This is a genomic window from Mycobacterium sp. 852014-52144_SCH5372336, assembly GCF_001665615.1.
In the GTDB taxonomy this organism is placed as follows: domain Bacteria; phylum Actinomycetota; class Actinomycetes; order Mycobacteriales; family Mycobacteriaceae; genus Mycobacterium; species Mycobacterium neumannii_A.
Map to the genome: position 1 here is coordinate 24,921 of NZ_LZSW01000011.1, position 16,604 is coordinate 41,524.

General features: G+C 65.0%; 16 protein-coding genes and 2 pseudogenes. 9 read left to right on the forward strand and 9 right to left on the reverse strand.

Going from position 1 to position 16,604, the window contains the following annotated elements; genetic code table 11:
* Positions 1-36: 36 nt before the first annotated feature.
* Positions 37-912: a cyclopropane mycolic acid synthase family methyltransferase gene (locus A5759_RS02105; protein ID WP_197505928.1), complete on the forward strand. Its 876-nt coding sequence runs from the start codon at positions 37-39 to the stop codon at positions 910-912.
* Between the two features lie 3 nt (positions 913-915).
* On the opposite strand, the gene A5759_RS02110 is transcribed toward A5759_RS02105, so the two are convergent.
* Positions 916-2,166, reverse strand: a complete 1,251-nt coding sequence (locus A5759_RS02110; protein WP_068193234.1) for a KasA/KasB family beta-ketoacyl-ACP synthase — start codon at positions 2,164-2,166, stop codon at positions 916-918.
* A gap of 76 nt (positions 2,167-2,242) precedes the next feature.
* Between A5759_RS02110 and A5759_RS02115 the strand changes: the two genes are divergently transcribed.
* Positions 2,243-2,629, forward strand: a complete 387-nt coding sequence (locus A5759_RS02115; RefSeq protein WP_064396583.1) for a DUF2237 family protein — start codon at positions 2,243-2,245, stop codon at positions 2,627-2,629.
* Positions 2,630-2,644: 15 nt separating this feature from the next.
* Here A5759_RS02115 and A5759_RS02120 read toward each other — a convergent pair whose 3' ends face one another.
* A complete protein-coding gene (locus tag A5759_RS02120; RefSeq protein WP_068193237.1) occupies positions 2,645-4,987 on the reverse strand; it encodes a glycoside hydrolase family 65 protein in 2,343 nt (780 codons plus the stop codon).
* Positions 4,988-5,191: 204 nt separating this feature from the next.
* Here A5759_RS02120 and A5759_RS26230 point away from each other — a divergent pair.
* The 4 genes and pseudogenes from A5759_RS26230 to A5759_RS02130 form a co-directional block, all read left to right on the forward strand.
* Positions 5,192-5,551: pseudogene (locus tag A5759_RS26230) on the forward strand (SLC13 family permease); the annotation flags it as partial.
* A 106-nt stretch (positions 5,552-5,657) separates the two neighbouring features.
* Positions 5,658-5,816, forward strand: coding sequence for a hypothetical protein (locus A5759_RS26235; protein ID WP_231984508.1), 159 nt, complete (start codon positions 5,658-5,660; stop codon positions 5,814-5,816).
* 21 nt (positions 5,817-5,837) lie between these two features.
* The gene (locus A5759_RS26435) at positions 5,838-5,960 is read left to right on the forward strand and encodes a hypothetical protein (RefSeq protein WP_120275612.1); all 123 of its coding nucleotides are present in this window, start codon (positions 5,838-5,840) and stop codon (positions 5,958-5,960) included.
* 99 nt (positions 5,961-6,059) lie between these two features.
* Positions 6,060-7,022, forward strand: a complete 963-nt coding sequence (locus A5759_RS02130) for an L-lactate dehydrogenase (RefSeq protein WP_068193243.1) — start codon at positions 6,060-6,062, stop codon at positions 7,020-7,022.
* Between the two features lie 244 nt (positions 7,023-7,266).
* Here A5759_RS02130 and A5759_RS02135 read toward each other — a convergent pair whose 3' ends face one another.
* Entirely contained in the window at positions 7,267-9,477 is a 2,211-nt protein-coding gene (locus A5759_RS02135; protein ID WP_068193247.1) for a 6-phosphofructokinase, read from the reverse strand.
* A 224-nt stretch (positions 9,478-9,701) separates the two neighbouring features.
* On the opposite strand from A5759_RS02135, the gene A5759_RS02140 reads away from it, so the two are divergent.
* On the forward strand, positions 9,702-10,184 hold the full coding sequence (locus A5759_RS02140) for a hypothetical protein (RefSeq protein ID WP_064425817.1): 483 nt from the start codon (positions 9,702-9,704) through the stop codon (positions 10,182-10,184).
* Between the two features lie 7 nt (positions 10,185-10,191).
* Here A5759_RS02140 and A5759_RS26525 read toward each other — a convergent pair whose 3' ends face one another.
* Both A5759_RS26525 and A5759_RS26530 read right to left on the reverse strand, forming a co-directional pair.
* Positions 10,192-11,124, reverse strand: a complete 933-nt coding sequence (locus A5759_RS26525; RefSeq protein WP_068193250.1) for a BBE domain-containing protein — start codon at positions 11,122-11,124, stop codon at positions 10,192-10,194.
* A gap of 71 nt (positions 11,125-11,195) precedes the next feature.
* Positions 11,196-11,426 (reverse strand): annotated as a pseudogene (locus tag A5759_RS26530) (hypothetical protein); the annotation flags it as partial.
* 131 nt (positions 11,427-11,557) lie between these two features.
* On the opposite strand from A5759_RS26530, the gene A5759_RS02150 reads away from it, so the two are divergent.
* Positions 11,558-13,021, forward strand: a complete 1,464-nt coding sequence (locus tag A5759_RS02150; protein ID WP_068193253.1) for an APC family permease — start codon at positions 11,558-11,560, stop codon at positions 13,019-13,021.
* A 125-nt stretch (positions 13,022-13,146) separates the two neighbouring features.
* Positions 13,147-13,272 carry a hypothetical protein gene (locus A5759_RS26440; protein WP_255390677.1) on the forward strand — a complete coding sequence of 42 codons (126 nt, stop codon included), beginning with the start codon at positions 13,147-13,149 and terminating at the stop codon, positions 13,270-13,272.
* A gap of 61 nt (positions 13,273-13,333) precedes the next feature.
* On the opposite strand, the gene A5759_RS02155 is transcribed toward A5759_RS26440, so the two are convergent.
* From A5759_RS02155 to A5759_RS02170, 4 genes are all read right to left on the reverse strand, one after another.
* Entirely contained in the window at positions 13,334-14,188 is an 855-nt protein-coding gene (locus A5759_RS02155; RefSeq protein WP_064427807.1) for a phytanoyl-CoA dioxygenase family protein, read from the reverse strand.
* A gap of 98 nt (positions 14,189-14,286) precedes the next feature.
* On the reverse strand, positions 14,287-15,093 hold the full coding sequence (locus tag A5759_RS02160; RefSeq protein WP_064396601.1) for an SDR family oxidoreductase: 807 nt from the start codon (positions 15,091-15,093) through the stop codon (positions 14,287-14,289).
* A gap of 7 nt (positions 15,094-15,100) precedes the next feature.
* Positions 15,101-15,934 carry a mycofactocin-coupled SDR family oxidoreductase gene (locus A5759_RS02165; protein WP_064396603.1) on the reverse strand — a complete coding sequence of 278 codons (834 nt, stop codon included), beginning with the start codon at positions 15,932-15,934 and terminating at the stop codon, positions 15,101-15,103.
* On the reverse strand, positions 15,934-16,563 hold the full coding sequence (locus A5759_RS02170; protein ID WP_068193283.1) for a carboxymuconolactone decarboxylase family protein: 630 nt from the start codon (positions 16,561-16,563) through the stop codon (positions 15,934-15,936). Before A5759_RS02170 ends, A5759_RS02165 begins: the two co-directional genes overlap by 1 nt.
* Positions 16,564-16,604: the final 41 nt, after the last annotated feature.

The window sequence follows — 16,604 nt, forward strand, 5'->3', positions numbered from 1 at the left end:
TCGGGGTCGCGTAACCGCATAGGAGGCCAAAGGAAGATGTCGGATAGTTCGGGGACGACGATGAAGGTCGCGTACGAGGACGTTCAAGCCCACTACGACCTTTCGAACGACTTCTTCGGCCTCTTTCAGGATCCGACGCGGACCTACAGCTGTGCGTACTACGAGCGTGACGACATGTCCCTCGAGGAAGCGCAGTACGCCAAGATCGACCGCGCGCTCGCCAAGCTCGACCTGAAACCCGGGATGACCCTGCTCGACATCGGCTGCGGCTGGGCTTCGGTGATGAAGCGCGCGATCGAGACCTACGACGTCAACGTCGTCGGGCTGACGCTGAGCCGTAATCAGCACGCACTGGGTCAGCAGATCCTCGACGCGGTCGAAACGGACCGGTCCCGGCGGGTGCTGCTCAAGGGCTGGGAGGAGTTCGACGAGCCGGTCGACCGCATCGTGTCCATCGAGGCGTTCGAGGCGTGGCCCAAGACCAAGTACAAGGCGTTCTTCGACACCTGCCACCGCGTCATGCCCGCCGACGGCCGGATGGTGCTGCAGACGATCATGGGGCACCCGCTCAAGCGCTGGCCCGAGCTGGGCATCCCGATCGTGATGTCGGACCTGAAGTTCATGCGGTTCATCGCCAAGGAGATCTTCCCCGGCGGCGCCGTGCCGTGCGACGAGGACGTCTACGAGTTCGCGGGGAACGCCGGCTTCACCGTCGCCGACTTCGACGAGATGACCCCGCACTACGTCCGCACCCTGGACACGTGGGCCGAAAAGCTCGAGGCCGCCAAGGATCAGGCGATCGCGGTGACGTCGCAGGAGGTCTACGACCGCTACATGAAGTACCTGCGCGGCTGCTCGGACTTCTTCAGCCGCAACGTCAGCTACGTCGGACAGTTCACGCTGACCAAATAGCCGCTAGTAGGCGCCGAGCACCAACGACACGTTGTAGCCGCCGAGCCCGAACGAGTTGGTGACCGCGTACCGGTAGTCGGCGCGGCGCGGACTCTCGGCAACCACGTCGAGGTCGATCTGCGGATCGAGGTCCTTGAGGTTGAGCGTGGGCGGAACGAGCCCGTCGCGCAGCGCCTGCACCGTCAACACGGCCTCGATCGCACCGGCCGATCCCAGTGAATGCCCCAGCGCCGCCTTGGGCGCATACACCGCAGGCGAGTGGTCGCCGAGCGCCTTGCGGATGGCCTTGGCCTCGGCCAGGTCGCCGTGGACGGTGCCGGTGGCGTGGGCATTGATGTGGTCGATATCGGTCGGGCTGAGGCCGGCCAGTTCGATCGCCCGGGCGATCGCGTCGCTGGCGCGCTCGCCGTCGGGATCGGGTTCGGTGATGTCGTAGGCGTCCGAGGTCATGCTCGCGCCCATCAGCCGGGCCAGCGGTTGCGCCCCGCGCGCCTTGGCGTGCTCCTCGGTTTCGATGAGCATCAGCGCACCGCCTTCGCCGAACACCATGCCGTCGCGGTCCTTGTCGAAGGGTCGGCAGGCGCCCGCGGGATCGTCGTTGTTGGTCGACAACAGTTCCTGCAGGCTGAAGGCCGCAACCGGGACCGCCTCGATGTGGGTCTCGACCCCACCGCAGATCACCATGTCGGCTTCGCCCAGGACGAGGTGTCGCCAGCCCTGGGCGATGGCCGCGGCGCCCGACGCGTCGGCCATCACCGGCGAGATGATGCCCGCCTTCGCCTTCCGATCCAGGCCGACCGCGGCGGCCGCCCCGTTGGGCATGTACATCTGGATGGTCAGCGGCGACACGGCGCGCAGGCCCTTCTGCCGCCAGAGATCGTGCTGGAGCGGAATTTCCTCGGTGCTGCCGAGCGCGAGGCCGACCGAGACCGCCAGCCGGCGGGTATCGACGTCGGGGTTGCCCGCGATCTCCCACAGCCTGCGACTCAAGACGGTCGACATCTTCTGCATGTACGACGTCCGGCGCCGCTCGACGCGGTCCAGCTGTTCGTCGAGATTCTCGAGGATCGCGCCCCCGATGCGGACCGGGGAATCGAACTCGTCGACGAACCACTTGTCGAGCGCCCGGATGCCGCTTCTGCCCTGCTGGAGCAGCTGCCAGGTCTCTTCGGCGTCGGTGGCCAACGCTGTCGTCGACGCGACAGCGGTCACGACGATGTCGGGAAATCCGTCGCCAGTCCTGAGCGCGGCCATGCCGGATGCTCCTCGTTCACTCGAATATGTTCGGGTAGTACTGAATATTAGGACCCTCCGAAACGATGGACGACTGGTGGCTGAACTCAATGTGCTCGGCGAGCCGCTTCAGCCGTGCAGTTCCGACCCGCTGACCGGCTTCTACCGGGACGGGTGCTGTTCGACCGGGCCCGAGGATCTCGGCAGCCACACGATCTGCGCGGTCGTGACGGCGGAGTTCCTCCGGCACCAGCGGTCGATCGGCAACGATCTGTCCACCCCGCGACCCGAGTACCGCTTCCCGGGCCTGCGGCCCGGCGACCGTTGGTGCGTGACCGCGGTGAACTGGTTGAAGGCCTATCAGGACGGCTTCGCCGCGCCGGTGGTGCTGGCGTCGACGCATGAACGCACGCTCGAGGTGATTCCGCTGGAGGCGCTGCGCGAACACGCCGTCGACGTGCCCGACGACCTCGGATCGCTCTAACCAGTGCGCCGGGCGTCACGCCCTTCGGTACGGCGCGCGGTGGGTCGGGAACTCGATGTCGCGCTCCGGCGGCGGCTTCGGGAGCGGGAGGACCACCGCATCGTTGTCGACGGTCACCGGCTGACCGTGGTGGGTGAGGAGTACCGGATCACCCGACTGAAGGCGATACGTCGCCTCATGCGCGGTGACTTCCACCGCTAGGCAACTGTTGCGCCAGGTGAGCCTGAACTTCAGCCGGTTCAGCGCCGGCGGAAGTGCGGGCGCAAACGTGAGCTCGTCTCCGCGACAACGCATTCCGCCGAAGCCCGCCACGCAGACCAGCCACGTCCCGGCGAGCGCGGCGATGTGCAGCCCGCTGGACACGTTGTCGTGGAGGTTGTGCAGGTCGATGAACGCCGTCTCGACCAGGTAGTCGTAGGCGAGCCGCAGCTGGCCGACCTCGGCAGCCAGCACCCCTTGTCCGCAGGCCGACAACGATGAGTCCCGGACGGTCTGCGCTTCGTAGTACTCGAAATTGCGCAGCTTCTCCTGCGGGGTGAAGGCGTCGCCCCGCAAGTACATCGCCAGCGTGAGGTCCGCCTGCTTGACGACCTGGGTGCGATACAGCTCGAAGTACGGGTAGTTCAGCAGAAGCGGGTACGCGCTCGGCGGCGTCTCGGCGTAGTTCCACAGGGCCATCCGGGTGAAGCTTTCCGACTGCTCGTGCACTTCGAGGTCGTCGTTGAACGGCACCACCATGTGCGAGGCCGCGACGCGCCATACCGCGGTCTCTTCCGCGCTCACGCCGAGGCGGCGGGCCACCACCGGATTGCGCTCACAGGCGGCGGCGGCTTCGGTGAGATTGTGTTGGGCCATCAAGTTGGTGAACAGGTTGTTGTCCACCAGCGCGGTGTACTCATCAGGTCCGGTGACGCCGTCGATCCGGAACTGCCCCGTCGAATCGTGGTGACCGAGGCTGACCCACAGGCGTGCGGTCTCCACCAGCAGCTCGACGCCGTAGTCGTTCTCGAATTGCCGGTCTCCGGTCGCGGCGACGTATTGCGCTGTTGCATAGGCGATGTCGGCTGTCACGTGCACGGCCGCCGTCCCAGCCGGCCAGTAGCCGGAGCACTCGTCACCGTTGATCGTCCGCCACGCGAACATCGCTCCGTCGTGGGCGAGTTCGCGAGCCCGTCGCTTGGCGCTCGGCAACGTGGAGTGCCGCCAGCGCAGTGCAGCGGCCGCCGCTTCCGGCATGGTGTGGATCAGCATGGGCAGCACGTAGATCTCGGTATCCCAGAAGGCGTGTCCGCCGTATCCGGTTCCGGTGAGGCCCTTCGCCGAGATGGGACGGCTTTCACCGCGGGCCCCCGCCTGCAGCACCTGGAACAACGCGTACCGGATCGCCTGTTGGAGTTCTGGATCGCCGTCGATCTCGATATCGGCGTGGGACCAGAACGCATCGAGGTATTCGCGTTGTGCTGACAGAAGATTGTCCCACCCGGTCTGCTTCGCCTGCGCGAGCGCGGCCTCCACCTGCGCCCGCAACGCCTCCGTCGAGCGTCTGCTCGACCATCCGTACGCGATGAACTTCGTCATCCGCAGTATCTGGTCCTTGGCGACGTCGCCCGCGACGGTCATGCGCGCCAGGTCGTCTTCGGCGCGGATATCGCACGCGCTGCCGGACGGAAGGTCGAGCTGATGATCCATGCCGGCGGCGACACGCAATCCGGAATGTCTTGTGTGATGGACGAGTACTGCGGAACTTCGCTCTGCGAAAGAGAATTCAGCGACCAGGGGATGATCCAGTGCGGCCGCCAGACGCGGATCGTCACTCGCGGTGACCACCGACTCGTTGGCCAGCAAGTCGGACTGCACCACCAGTTCCAAGGACGAGTCCAGCGGCTCGACCTCGTAGCGGATCGCGGCCACCGCGCGTTGGGTGAACGAGACCAAGCGCTCGGAGCTGATTCGGACGCACCGTCCGGTCTGTGACGCCCAGACGGTGTTGCGGCGCAGCGTTCCCGTACGGAAGTCGAGGATGTGTTCGTGTTCGACCACCCTGCCGTAGCGCATATCCATCGGCGAGTCCTGGACGAACAGCTGGATGATCTTTCCATCGGTTACGTTCACGATGGTCTGGCCATCCTCGGGATAGCCGTATCCACCTTCTGCATAAGGCAATTCGTGGTTCTCGTAGAACCCGTTCAGAAACGTGCCCGGTGTGCCGACCGGCTCTCCCTCGTCGAGGGATCCACGCAGACCGATGTGGCCGTTCGAGAGGGCGAAGATCGATTCGACGTCAGGCAGCAAATCGAGATCGAAGCCGGACCACCGCAGTTCCCAGGGGGCAATCTCGAACTCAGGATGGGCTGCCATGACGCCATTATCGCCACACCTCGGCGATCGCATACCGTGATCGGCGGACGTTACGGCGTTCTGGAGCGGTCGCCTTTCGACGGGCGGCGTCGTGAAACCACCGCGGAGTCGTGGTCATCGCCGCGATAATCGACCACAGCGTGCGTCAGACCACCTCGGAACGCCGTACAACAAGCGCAGGTGAAACGATCGAATGTCCACAGAATGTCTGAAGCAACACTGAGCTTGGTGATCGTCGGGGTCGCCGTCGTGTTGTTCATCTGGAACCGGCTCCCCGTCGAGGTGGTCGCGATCGGTGTGGCGTTGCTGCTGTACTTCACCGGGCTGGTCGACACGAGGACACTGTTCAGCGGATTCGGCGATGCGGTGATCGTGTTCATCGCGTCGCTCTTCGTGGTCAGCGAGGGCCTGGAGGCATCCGGGGTCACCGCCTGGGTGAGCCGGACGCTGACCCGGTTGGCAGGGCGGGCATACGCCCGCTTGACGGCCACCGTGATGTCTCTCGGCGCAGTGGTCAGCGCGGTGATAACCGTCAACGGCGCGGCCGCGGCACTGGTCCCGGTGACGGTGTCGGTGGCGCGACGGGCGCGGATCGCGCCATCGAAAGTATTGATTCCGTTGGCGTTTTGGCGCCAGTGCGGGGGCGCTGCTCACGCTGGGCGGCAGCCCGGTGAACGTCCTCATCTACGACGCGTCGCGCGACCACGGCGGTTCCGGGTTCGGCTACTTCGAATTCGCGCTGGTCGGTGTCCCGCTGGTGCTCGTGACGGTGCTGGTTACGGTGGTGTTCGGCCGTCGGTTGTTGCCGGAGCGGGAGTCGACCTGCTGACCGATCGCCACACCGGCCAACATGATCGTGCTGAACCCGGGTGGTTACCGCTTCGGCGACTACTGGCGGCTCGGCATCGTCACGATGGTGGCGTGGTTCGCGGTCGCGATGGTGGTGATCCCCGTCTGGTGGCCGCTGTATTGAGTCCGGGCCGGCGGACGGAAAGCCCGGCGGCAGGCTGATTTCCGTCCTATTTCCGTCTGGATCCATCCGGAACAGGCCCGCATCGTCGACTATGGAGCCATGAGGAAGACGTCGCAGGGGCTGTCGAACAAGGTCAGCATCGTCGGGATGGGCAGCGTCGGCACCGCGATCGCCTACGCCTGCCTGATCCGGGGCTCCGCGGGTGCCCTGGCGCTCTATGACATCAACGCCAAGAAGGTCCGCGCCGAGCTGCTCGACCTCAATCACGGCAGCCAGTTCGTACCTCACTGCCCCACCATCGGCTCTGATGACATCGGCATCACCGCCGGTTCGAGGATCATCATCGTCACGGCAGGCGCCAAACAGGACGAGGGGCAGACCCGACTGGACTTGGCGACCGCCAATGTGGCGATGGCGCAATCGTTGACGCCACAGCTGCTCGAACAGTCACCCGACGCGGTCATCGTGTTCGTCACCAACCCGGTCGACGTCGTCACCTACGCCGCGGTCGAGGCGGTGGGCACTGACGACGGCCGGATTTTCGGGTCCGGGACGGTGTTGGATTCCAGCAGGTTTCGCTATCTGATCGCTCAGCAGGCTGACCTCGCCGTCGCCAATGTGCACGGCTTCATCGTGGGCGAACACGGCGATTCGCAGATCCCGCTGTGGTCGAGCGTGTCGATCGGCGGGGTGCCTGCCGAGAAGTTCCGCATCGACGGCACTGTGGTGTTCGACGAACCGACCCGTAACGAGATATCGGCGGCCGTCGTCAACGCGGCCTACGAGGTCATCGCCGGTAAGGGCGCGACGAGCCTGGCCATCGGACTGTCGACCGCCCGGATCATCGAGGCAATCCTCTACGACCAACACCGGGTGTTGCCGGTGTCGACCGTGCAGCGCGGCGTCTATGAGATCACTGATGTCTGCCTGTCATTGCCGACGGTCGTGACAGCCGCGGGTGCGGGCCGGGTGCTCGAAGTGCCGCTGTCGGTCTCCGAACTGCTCAGCTTGCAGGGTTCTGCGGCGACCCTCAAGCAGGCGCAGACGTCGCTGGGTCTGTAGTCGACTCGTCGGTGGAGCCGCGGTCGCGGGCGTGAGGGCGACCAACACCCCGAAAACACCTGGGGCCGAGAGCTTGACGAGGTGACGAACACATCCAGCCGCTTGTGCATGGTGGCGCCGTCGAGCCCGTCTGCGGAACTGCCCAATACCGCAAGGACTTCGGCGACACTTCGGGAGTGCGCCAGCGCGCTTGCCCGGCGCGACGTTGCCGCGCAATCACGAGTTTCGCATCGTGGCCGCCCCTTTAGTCGCGCATGACGTCAGCCAGGTGACGATGGTCCCACCACTGCTGTTCGACCGGTCGCTGAGCGTTGCCCTCGATGAGCGTCGGGTAATGCGCGAGATCGGTGAATCGCAGTTCGCCGGACTGAAATCCGAGCATTGCGCCGGCGCGGCCACCGGACGAGAGCTGTTCTGAGAGGAATCCGATACAGCGGGCGGTCATGATCGTCGCCTGCACCCGGTCGAACGGCGACGGGTTTCCGCCCTCCTGGACGTAGCCAAGAACCTCCTCCCGCGCATCGAACAACTCCGCGCCTTCTTTCTCGAACAGTGCGGTAATGAATCTGGTGGTGTAGACGCGGTCGGAGCCTTCGCTGCGCACGATCAGGCCCACCCGCTTGCCGGCTCGGAAACGGTCCGCGAGCGCGTGCACGTCGGCGGTCAGGGCGTTCAGTGTGATGCCCTCCTCCGGTAGGTAGACGCGATCTGCACCGGTGGCCAGCCCGCTGACCAGGGCAAGATAACCGCAGTCGTGGCCCATCACTTCGACAATGAACACTCGTCGCGTGGCGACCGCGGACTGCCGTATCTTGTCGACGTCGGAGACGATGCTGTTCAGCGCGGTATCACTGCCGATACTCAATTCACTTGCCGGGACATCGTTGTTGATGGTCATCGGCATGCACACGAGTGGGATGTCAAGGGCGTCATACTCCTGCCGATGCCGATAGAGCTCGTGAGCGGCCCGGTAACCCGCCCATCCGCCGGCGACGATGAGCCCGTCGATACGGTGAGCGGCTATCTGTTCGGCGATCCGGGCGATACCGGCCCGGTCGGGCACGTAGCGATTGGTGCCGATCTCGGCGCCCCCCTCGGACACCCAGCCGCTGACATCCATCCAACCCATCTCGTGTACGTCACCGTTGGCTAATCCCCGAAACCCGTTCTTGACCGCCAATACGGTGTGGCCGCGATCCAGGCCGAGTCGGACGGCGGCGCGCACCGCGGTGTTCATCCCGGGCGCCGGTCCGCCGGCGTGTACAACGGCGATCCGGAAGCGCTTTGCCTCGGCGGGCCGCGGCGCAGCCTGTTGGATGGTGTCCAGGACCCTGCACGATTCCGCGAAATGTCCCCCGCGCGCCTGAATCGCTCCCGCATAGTCCCGTGACTTCATTCGTGTGGCGACTTCTTGGGTCCGCTCCACGCATTCCATCAGTGGCGAGGCAACCACGCGGTTACCCCGCAATCCGATCAGTTGCGCGGGCGCGTCGGGCGTGTCGGCAAGCAGTCGTTCCACAGCCAGAAAGCCGAAGTGCGTTGCCAGGTAGCGGTCGAAAGCGCTTGGCGCACCGCCACGTTGGACGTGACCCAAGACGGTGATGCGGACATCCTCACCGAGTTCGTCCTCCAGCAGTTCTCTGACCTGTTCGGCGGTGATCCGGTTGCCGTCGCGGTGGGCACCCTCGGCGACGACGACCACGCTGTGTCGACGGCCGATCGATCGGCCCGCCTTGATGTCGCGACACATCCGCTCTCGCCAGCCCTCGCCTGGCGGTTGTTCGGGTATGAGGACCCAACTCGCGGCGGTCGCCAGCGACGACATGAGGGCGAGGTAGCCGCAGTTCCTGCCCATCACTTCCACCACGAAGGTGCGCTGGTGGCTGGCAGCGGTGCTGTGCAAGGCATCCAAGGCCTCGATGATCCGGTGCAACGCCGTATCGGCGCCTACCGTCATGTCGGTGCCTGCCATGTCGTTGTCGATGGACCCGACCAAACCAGCAAGTCGCAGAAAAGGATGATCATCCGCCAGGTCCTGCGAGATGTCCCCGGCCTCAACCAATTCAGCGAGCAATCCCGACCACTCCTGACGGAACAGGTTTGCCCCCGCAAGACTGCCGTCACCGCCGATCACCACTAGGGCGTCGATACCGTGCTCGACCAGGTTGCGCGCGGCCGATCGCCGGCCTTCACGAGTTCTGAACTGCTTCGATCGGGCGGTGCCGATGACAGTACCGCCCTGGTGCAGGATTGCCTCGACATCAATCGGTTCCATACGCCGGATGAGGTCACCACCTGTGACGAGCCCGTGGTATCCCTCGTGGACCGCATACACGTCGATGCCGTGGTGCGCGGCGGTAAGCACGACGGCGCGTACCGCTGCGTTCATGCCGGCGGCGTCACCGCCGCTGGTCAGGACACCAATACTGGATGGTGCGGACTGGACTTCAGGCATGTACCCGCCTCCGTGCCGTTCGGGGATGCTCCACGACCATCTTGCACGGCTGGAGCCGACATGAGGAACGGACCAACCGACGTAGGCGTAATCTCCCGCTCGAACCACAGGCGTCACATCAGCGTCACCAGCGTTGGGACCGCTCATCGACGGTGCTGGGCACATGCGCTTCGACTTTGGCGAGAACCGCTTCTGCGGGACCGCCCCGTCATACCGTGACATCCATGGCAGAACAAACCCCCGCTGTCACGGCGGCACACCCGTCCGACAGGGTGCTGCGGATCGTGAACCCCTTGATCGGCAGGTTGCTGCGCACTCCCCTCGCCGGACCACTGCGCAGCCGCATGATGGTGGTCAACGTCGTCGGCCGCAAGAGCGGACGCCGATACTCAATCCCGGTGAGCGCCCATCGAATTGACGGCGAACTGTATGCGTTGACCTCAGCGGGATGGAAGAACAACTTCCGCGACGGGGCGACCGCGGACATACTGCTCGACGGTAGGACGACGACGATGCGCGGTGAACTGCTGACCGACACCGCGCTCGTCGCCGAGTTGTCGCACCGCTGCGCGAAAGCCTGGGGCGCCAAGCGTGCCCCGACGATGATGGGGCTGAAGTTCCGCGACGACGGCATACCGTCGGCCGAGGATTTCGCGGATGTGGTTCGTCGGGAACGTATCGCGGCGGTGCGGTTCAGACCGGCGTGAAGCGTTATCAGCCGCCGTCGGCCGAAAGGCTCTGCTCGAAGGCGAACACGTTCTGAGGGTCGTATTTCGCCTTGATCGCGCGCAACCTTTCGACGTTGTCCCCCCAATACGCCGATTCCCATGGCGGTGCTGGTCGACGGGTCCTCGGCCGAGGCCCAGCAGATACTGGCGCCGATCCTGGCAGTCGGCAAGCCACAAGTCTCGACCGACGACGCACGGTGGGCCGATGTCTACGCGGGCGTCCAGAAACCACCAGCCGTTCCGGCATACCGGCATTCGGGACATTGACGTAGGCGCCACTCGCATACGGCTGCAAGGCTTCTCCGAATTCGGCGCACCATGTCAGGCACTCGTCCGTCAGCGGATCGCCGGCGGCCGGTATCCCGCCGCGGACACCCCACCCCGCGCCGGGCTCAGCGTAGAACAGCGCATCGCGATGCGCGAAGGCAGAACCGCCGGGCGGCTCACTTGCTCGCACTGTGCCACCGAAGGCGTTGGTGAAGTAGTTGCAATCCGGCGTCGGGGCCTTAGCCATGAACGATGTGACGAGGTCGATGGCTTGCGGCGGATACGGTGCATAGACGAACTGCGACAGGAATTTCCAGTTCGCGGCTTCATCGACGTGGCCGGGGCTCGAGCAGCTTTCGCCGGTCTTCGAGGCCTGGCCACCAGCACCACCTTGTCGGGGCGGATCTCCAACTGGCTGGTGAGCCGATCGTCGGCATGTGGGGCGCTGCGCTGTCGCCACGACATGGATGGTGTGCTTCACGGGATGGATGCGGTACGTCAGCGATGTGACGATCCCGAAATTGCCGTTGCCTGCGCCACGTAACGCCCACAACAGGTCCGGGCTGTTCTGCTCGTCGGCGATGACCGTCGTCGCGCCACCGTCGGTCGAGGCCACGACGACCTCCGCCGCGAGCAGATTGTCAGACGCCATGCCGTACCGGCGGGTGAGCAGCCCTCGAGGCAGTGGCGTCCGCTACGCACCCGCAGAGGCACGCCGCTGTGCCGCGCCCATGACACGGCGTCGACCACTTCCTGTGTGTCGGCGCAGAACACGACCGCGTCGGGTTGCGGGGCGAACAGGTGGTTGTAGCCCATTCGGGCCGCGTCGTAGCCCGAGTCTCCGGGCCGCACAACGTCTCCCGTCAACCCCGAGGGAGCGGTTGAGTTTCGGCTCGTAACCACAGTCCTCACCGTTTCGTCTGCGTCTGTTTCGTCCGGTGCAACCTCTGTCATGACCGTTGACCTTCCGACGACTGAGGACAGTTCTCCGAACGTACAGATCAGCGGCGAAGATAATCACCGAATTGACGACCGCGGAATATCCGGTGCCATACTGTTCACCTAACTTCAGAAGGGATGGGTGGATGACCATAGAGGGCGTCGTGCAGGGTCAATCCGCCGATGACGAGTCTCGGGAATGCGGTTATACGCCCGAACTGAAGCGGAGTCTCGGCTCGTTCCAGGTGTTCGCGATCTCGTTCGCGTTCATCTCGGTTGCGGTCGGCGTCTTCGCCAGTTATGGTGCGGTGCTTCAGAGTTCAGGACCCGTCGGCATCTGGTTGTGGTTGGTCGCGGCGGCCGGGCAGACCCTGGTGGCACTTGTCGTCGCCCAGTTCGCCGCTCGGATCGCGCTCAGCGGCTCCTCCTATCAGTGGGCATCGAGGCTGGCGAACCCGAAGGTCGGCTGGTTCTTCGGGTGGTTGACGTTCTGGTTTCTGGCCATCGGCGTGGTGGCCATGGACAACGCGCTCGCCAGCCAGGCGCTCATGCCGCTGCTCGGTATGGCGCCCGACGAGGATGTGGCGCGGGTGATCACGCTGGCGGTGTTGGCGACGCAAACGGTGCTCGTCATCGCCTCGACCCGGCTGCTCGGAATGGTCACCTCGGCGGCGGTGGCGCTGGAGCTGACGATCGTCGTGGTGCTGGTGATCGCGCTCGGCGCGGTGATGGTGTTCAGCGGCAGCGGAACCGTCGACAACGTGGTCTCGCAGGGCATCGCCGCCGGCTCACCCGACTACTTCGCGATCGGCGGCGGCTTGATGGCCGGGATGGTCATGGGACTGGTGACGCTGGTCGGCTTCGACTCGGCGGCCAACCTGGCCGAGGAGGCCAAGGACCCCTACCGCAGCGTCCCGCGGGCGATCGTCACCTCGGTGCTGGCATCGGCCGTCCTGGGGTTCATCTTCATCTTCACCCTCACCGTCGGCATCAAGAGCATTCCGGAGGTCAGCAACAGCGAATCGCCGGTGGCGACGATCATCCGCGACCAGCTGGGATCCCTCACTGAGCGAATCCTGTTGTCGGGAATCGCGTTTGCGATGTTCGGTGCGGGAATGGTGATGTTGGCCTCCTGCTCTCGCATCGTGTTCGCCATGGCTCGTGATTCCCGCTTCCCGGGCTACACCTTGTTCCGCCGAGTCAACCCGCGCACCCGTACGCCGATTCCCGCGACCGTGCTGATGTTCGTCGTGGGCGTCGCTCTCATGGTGGCGCTGCCGGGTCAGGCCTTGCTGCAGCTGATTGTCGGGTCGACGATCCTTCCGGCGCTGATCTACGGAGCCATCTCCGTGTTGTACCTGTCGGTGCGAAAGCGGCTGGGCCGCAGGGAGGGTGCGTTCGGGTTGGGACGCTTCGAGGTGCCCGTGGCGATCGCCGCCATCATCTGGGTGGTGTTCTCGTTGGTGGCGCTGATGTCGCCCTCGGACTCACTGGTCCCCGACCTGATCGTCCTGGGCGTCGTAGCGGCGGGCGGGCTGTACTTCGCCAAGATGTTGATCTTCAACCGTGAGGTGCTCGAAACCGAACCCGGTGATCCCGACGCGTTCTGAGTTGCGACCCTTACCTGGCGGATAGGAAACGCTTCCGAACGCGCAGCCGAAACTGGCTCGGCGGCCATTACGCGCGCGGCGCTTGACGTCGACGATTGGTCCAAGACCAAACGAAGGAACCGACGATGTTCGAAGCGACGCACGCCCCTGAGGATCAAACCGTGGACTGGCTCGCCCTGGCGGACCAGCTTTTTCCGGCCGAGGCGTTGGTCACCGCTCGGCCGGCTTTCGGTTCGCGGGTGGCGCCCTAGCGCCGAGTTTGCACACCGGGTTGTTGCGTCGGCTTTGCAGCAACCTCAGTGGCAATGTCGACTATGGCTGCTCCAACAGCCGCAGCGGGTGCAGACCGTCGACGGCGCCGACGAACGGCGGGTGAATGCTGTAGCCGATCATGCGCCGGATGTCGTCGGAGACCTCTCGCGCCGTGTCGCGGGAGATCGACAGCGTGAAGGCCTCCATCGGCCGCAGCCACGGCTGGCAGTACTGGGCGGTGACGGCCAGTCGCGCGTTGTCGGTGGTGTTGGCGCCGCCGCCGTGCCAGAGGGTGCCGACGAAGAAGACGCACGAGCCGGCAGGCATGACGACGGGGATCGCGGGGTCGCCCCGCTCGGGCCGCCGCCTGCCCCAGCGGTGACTGCCCGGGTAGAGCACGGTGGCGCCGTTGTCGGCGGTGAAATCGTCGATCGCCCACATCGTCGCGGCGGCGAGCGGAGCGCGGGGCCGCGGAATCGGATAGAACCCGTCGTCGTGATGAGGCAGTTGCGCGGTCTCGCCGGGCTGGATGTTGATGGCTTGTAGGGCCGACAGGAGGTAGTTGTCCATCAGCAGCCGGTCGAGGACCGCGAGCACCCGCGGATGGTCGACGAGTCGGTCGCACCCGCGGGTCCTGCTCAGCAGGCTGTAGATGCGCTGTGTGCGGTGCCCTTCAAAGGAGTTGCGGCCGGTGTGCGAGAGCCAGGGTGCGACCGTCGCTTTGATCTGCCGGCACTCGTCGTCGCTGAGCAGGTTCTCCCAAATGAGGTAGCCGTCGCGGTCGAGGGCCGCCATATCGGCGTCGACGACCGCCGGGTCCACCGAGGCGCCGCTGCTGGGTGTCCACTTGTGCCGGCGCGCGAGATCGCTACGTAGATCATCGAGCGTGCTGACCGGATCGTCGTCGATGCTCATGAGCAGTCCTCACTGGCCGGCGCGCGGTTGGCGGCCTATGCAAAAACACTGGACCTGGCTGGACCGCCGGTCAAGTGTCTCGCGGGGCCGCGCCGAACTCAGCGTTGAGCCAGCTTCTCGGTCTGTTTTGCGATGAAGGAGTTCCAGTCCGTCGCGCGCTCGACGAGGAGATCACGCACCTGATCGTCGGTGTAGACCATGAAGGTGTCGTTGAGAATCGCCTCTGCGACCTGCTCGCCGACTTCCTCGGGTTGCAGGATGCCGAATTGTTCTCCGGGCAGGCCGGTCTGGACCTCTGGCCCGAAGGTAGGGGGCATCGTCGCGAGGATGTTCGTCGCCACCGGACCCGGACACACTACGGTGACGCCGATGCCGTGCGGGTGCAGGTAGAGCCGGAGGCCTTCGGAGATCTGGATAATTGCGGCCTTCGTCGCCGCGTACGGAATCCGATCGTAGGAATACGTGTAGAGCCCGGCGAACGAGGCGGTGTTGACGATATGGCCGTGCCCCTGCGAAATGAGTTGAGGCAGGAAGACGGCGTTACTCCGAACGACGGACATCAGGTTGATCTTGATGATCCGTTCCCATTCGCCGACCGGGAGATGGTCGGGTCGGCCGCTGGTCAAAACGCCGACGTTGTTCATGACGATGTCGACCGATCCGTAGCGCTGCCGCGTGAATTCGCCGAGATCTGCGAATGCCTGCTCCTTGGCGACATCACACACGAAGGCTTCTGCCGTGTGGCCGTCGGCCCTGATGTCCGCCACTGCCCGATCCGCGTTGTCGGCGTGGATGTCGGCAATCACGAGCCGCGCTCCCCGCTTGGCCAGGGAGTGCGCGGTCGCCAATCCGATGCCGCTGGCTCCGCCGGTGATGACGGCCGTCGCACCGTTCAGTGATCTCACAGTTGCCTCACCGAACCGTGAAGCCTGCGTCGAGCGGCCACTGAATGCCGGTGATGAATTTGGCCTCCTCCGAAACCAGGAAAGCTACAGCGTGGGCGACATCCTCGGGTTGGAGGATGGGCAGCGGTAGCGCGTTCTCCATGCCCGAGATCGCATTCTGGCCGCCTTCAGCCGCCTGCGCCATCAGCGCGTCCATCGCCTCGTTCTGCGTCATTCCGCTGAGCACTCCGGTGGGGTGGATGGTGTTCACCCGGATCCATTCGGGGGCAAGGTAGTTGGCGATGTTCTGCATCAGTGCGACCACGCCGCGTTTGGCTGCGGCGTAGGCGTTTCCGCTGGCGTTGAGCGAGGCGGTGCCCTTCAGACCCGCCGTGGAGCTTGTGATGACAATCGATCCACCTTGTTTGCCCCCACGCATGACGGGCAACGCGGCTCGGATGGTGTGGTAGACGCCGGTCAGGTTGGTGTCGATCACATCCTGCCAATCCTGCATGAAATCGTCTGATTCGCCTGCTAGACGGACGATTCCGGCATTGGCGATGATGATGTCGATACGGCCGAACTGCTCAACGCCGGCATCCACCGCGGTTAGCATGTCGCGATAGCTCCGAACATCGCCTTTGCGCGCCACCATGCGTTGACCTTCTTTCTCGACGAGCCTCTCGGTTTCGTCGAGGTCGGCCATCGAGGCATTCGGATACGTCATCGACGCGATGTTCTCGCAGATATCGACTCCGATGATGTCGGCTCCTTCACGAGCCAACCGCACGGCGTGCGCACGGCCCTGCCCTCTCGCCGCGCCGGTGATGAAGGCGACCTTTCCTGCCAGTGACTTCGACATCAGACTCCTTTCGCATTGGCGGTTGGCATGGCGGCCGCGATGCGCTGCCACGACTGGTCTGCGGCTGTCTGGAGGACCCGGCCCTTGGGAAATCCGCTGTAGGCAGAGAACTGCAAAATGACTTCGTTCATCTCCGAACGGCTGATGTCGCCGGACTCCAGGGCCGACCCGACATGGGAATAGATCGGCCCGAGCGCACCGGACACCCCGACCGCAGCGACCGTGATCAACCGGCGCTCACGACGGCCGAGGTTCGGTCGTTGCCAGAGGTGGCCGAAGACGAATGCCAGGATGCCGGCCTGGAAGTACGGCGAGTCCCGCGGCGGAGCCGGCAGCAGGTTCACGTCGACGAAGCACTTCTCACCCTCGTCGAGGCGAACGTCGTGATCCGTCGGCCCAAGCGATTCCGTCGGGAGTTCTGGCCTCGGCGGTACTTCCTCACCCCGCTCTTCTGCTAATCGAACCCACTCATTACGTGCCGCGCCTTCGGCTTCCGACGCCCGCGGCCAGCCGCAGTACACCGCGAAGTGCAAGACGAATTCGAGCAGTTCCTCGTAGGTGATGTCGCCGCTGGCCAGTGCGGCGTACATGTGCTGGTTCATGAGGTCGACGCTTTCGAGTGCACACACGCAGGTCAGCGTGACGAACCGGCGGTCTCGCCGACTCAACC

Coding starts and splice junctions, on each gene's coding strand:
- A5759_RS02105 (WP_197505928.1), top strand. CDS start 37: ATGTCGGATAGTTCGGGGACGACGATGAAGGTCGCGTACGAGGACGTT.
- A5759_RS02110 (WP_068193234.1), bottom strand. CDS start 2,166: ATGGCCGCGCTCAGGACTGGCGACGGATTTCCCGACATCGTCGTGACC.
- A5759_RS02120 (WP_068193237.1), bottom strand. CDS start 4,987: ATGGCAGCCCATCCTGAGTTCGAGATTGCCCCCTGGGAACTGCGGTGG.
- A5759_RS26435 (WP_120275612.1), top strand. CDS start 5,838: ATGATCGTGCTGAACCCGGGTGGTTACCGCTTCGGCGACTACTGGCGG.
- A5759_RS02130 (WP_068193243.1), top strand. CDS start 6,060: ATGAGGAAGACGTCGCAGGGGCTGTCGAACAAGGTCAGCATCGTCGGG.
- A5759_RS02135 (WP_068193247.1), bottom strand. CDS start 9,477: ATGCCTGAAGTCCAGTCCGCACCATCCAGTATTGGTGTCCTGACCAGC.
- A5759_RS02140 (WP_064425817.1), top strand. CDS start 9,702: ATGGCAGAACAAACCCCCGCTGTCACGGCGGCACACCCGTCCGACAGG.
- A5759_RS26525 (WP_068193250.1), bottom strand. CDS start 11,124: ATGGCGTCTGACAATCTGCTCGCGGCGGAGGTCGTCGTGGCCTCGACC.
- A5759_RS02150 (WP_068193253.1), top strand. CDS start 11,558: ATGACCATAGAGGGCGTCGTGCAGGGTCAATCCGCCGATGACGAGTCT.
- A5759_RS26440 (WP_255390677.1), top strand. CDS start 13,147: ATGTTCGAAGCGACGCACGCCCCTGAGGATCAAACCGTGGACTGGCTC.
- A5759_RS02155 (WP_064427807.1), bottom strand. CDS start 14,188: ATGAGCATCGACGACGATCCGGTCAGCACGCTCGATGATCTACGTAGC.
- A5759_RS02165 (WP_064396603.1), bottom strand. CDS start 15,934: ATGTCGAAGTCACTGGCAGGAAAGGTCGCCTTCATCACCGGCGCGGCG.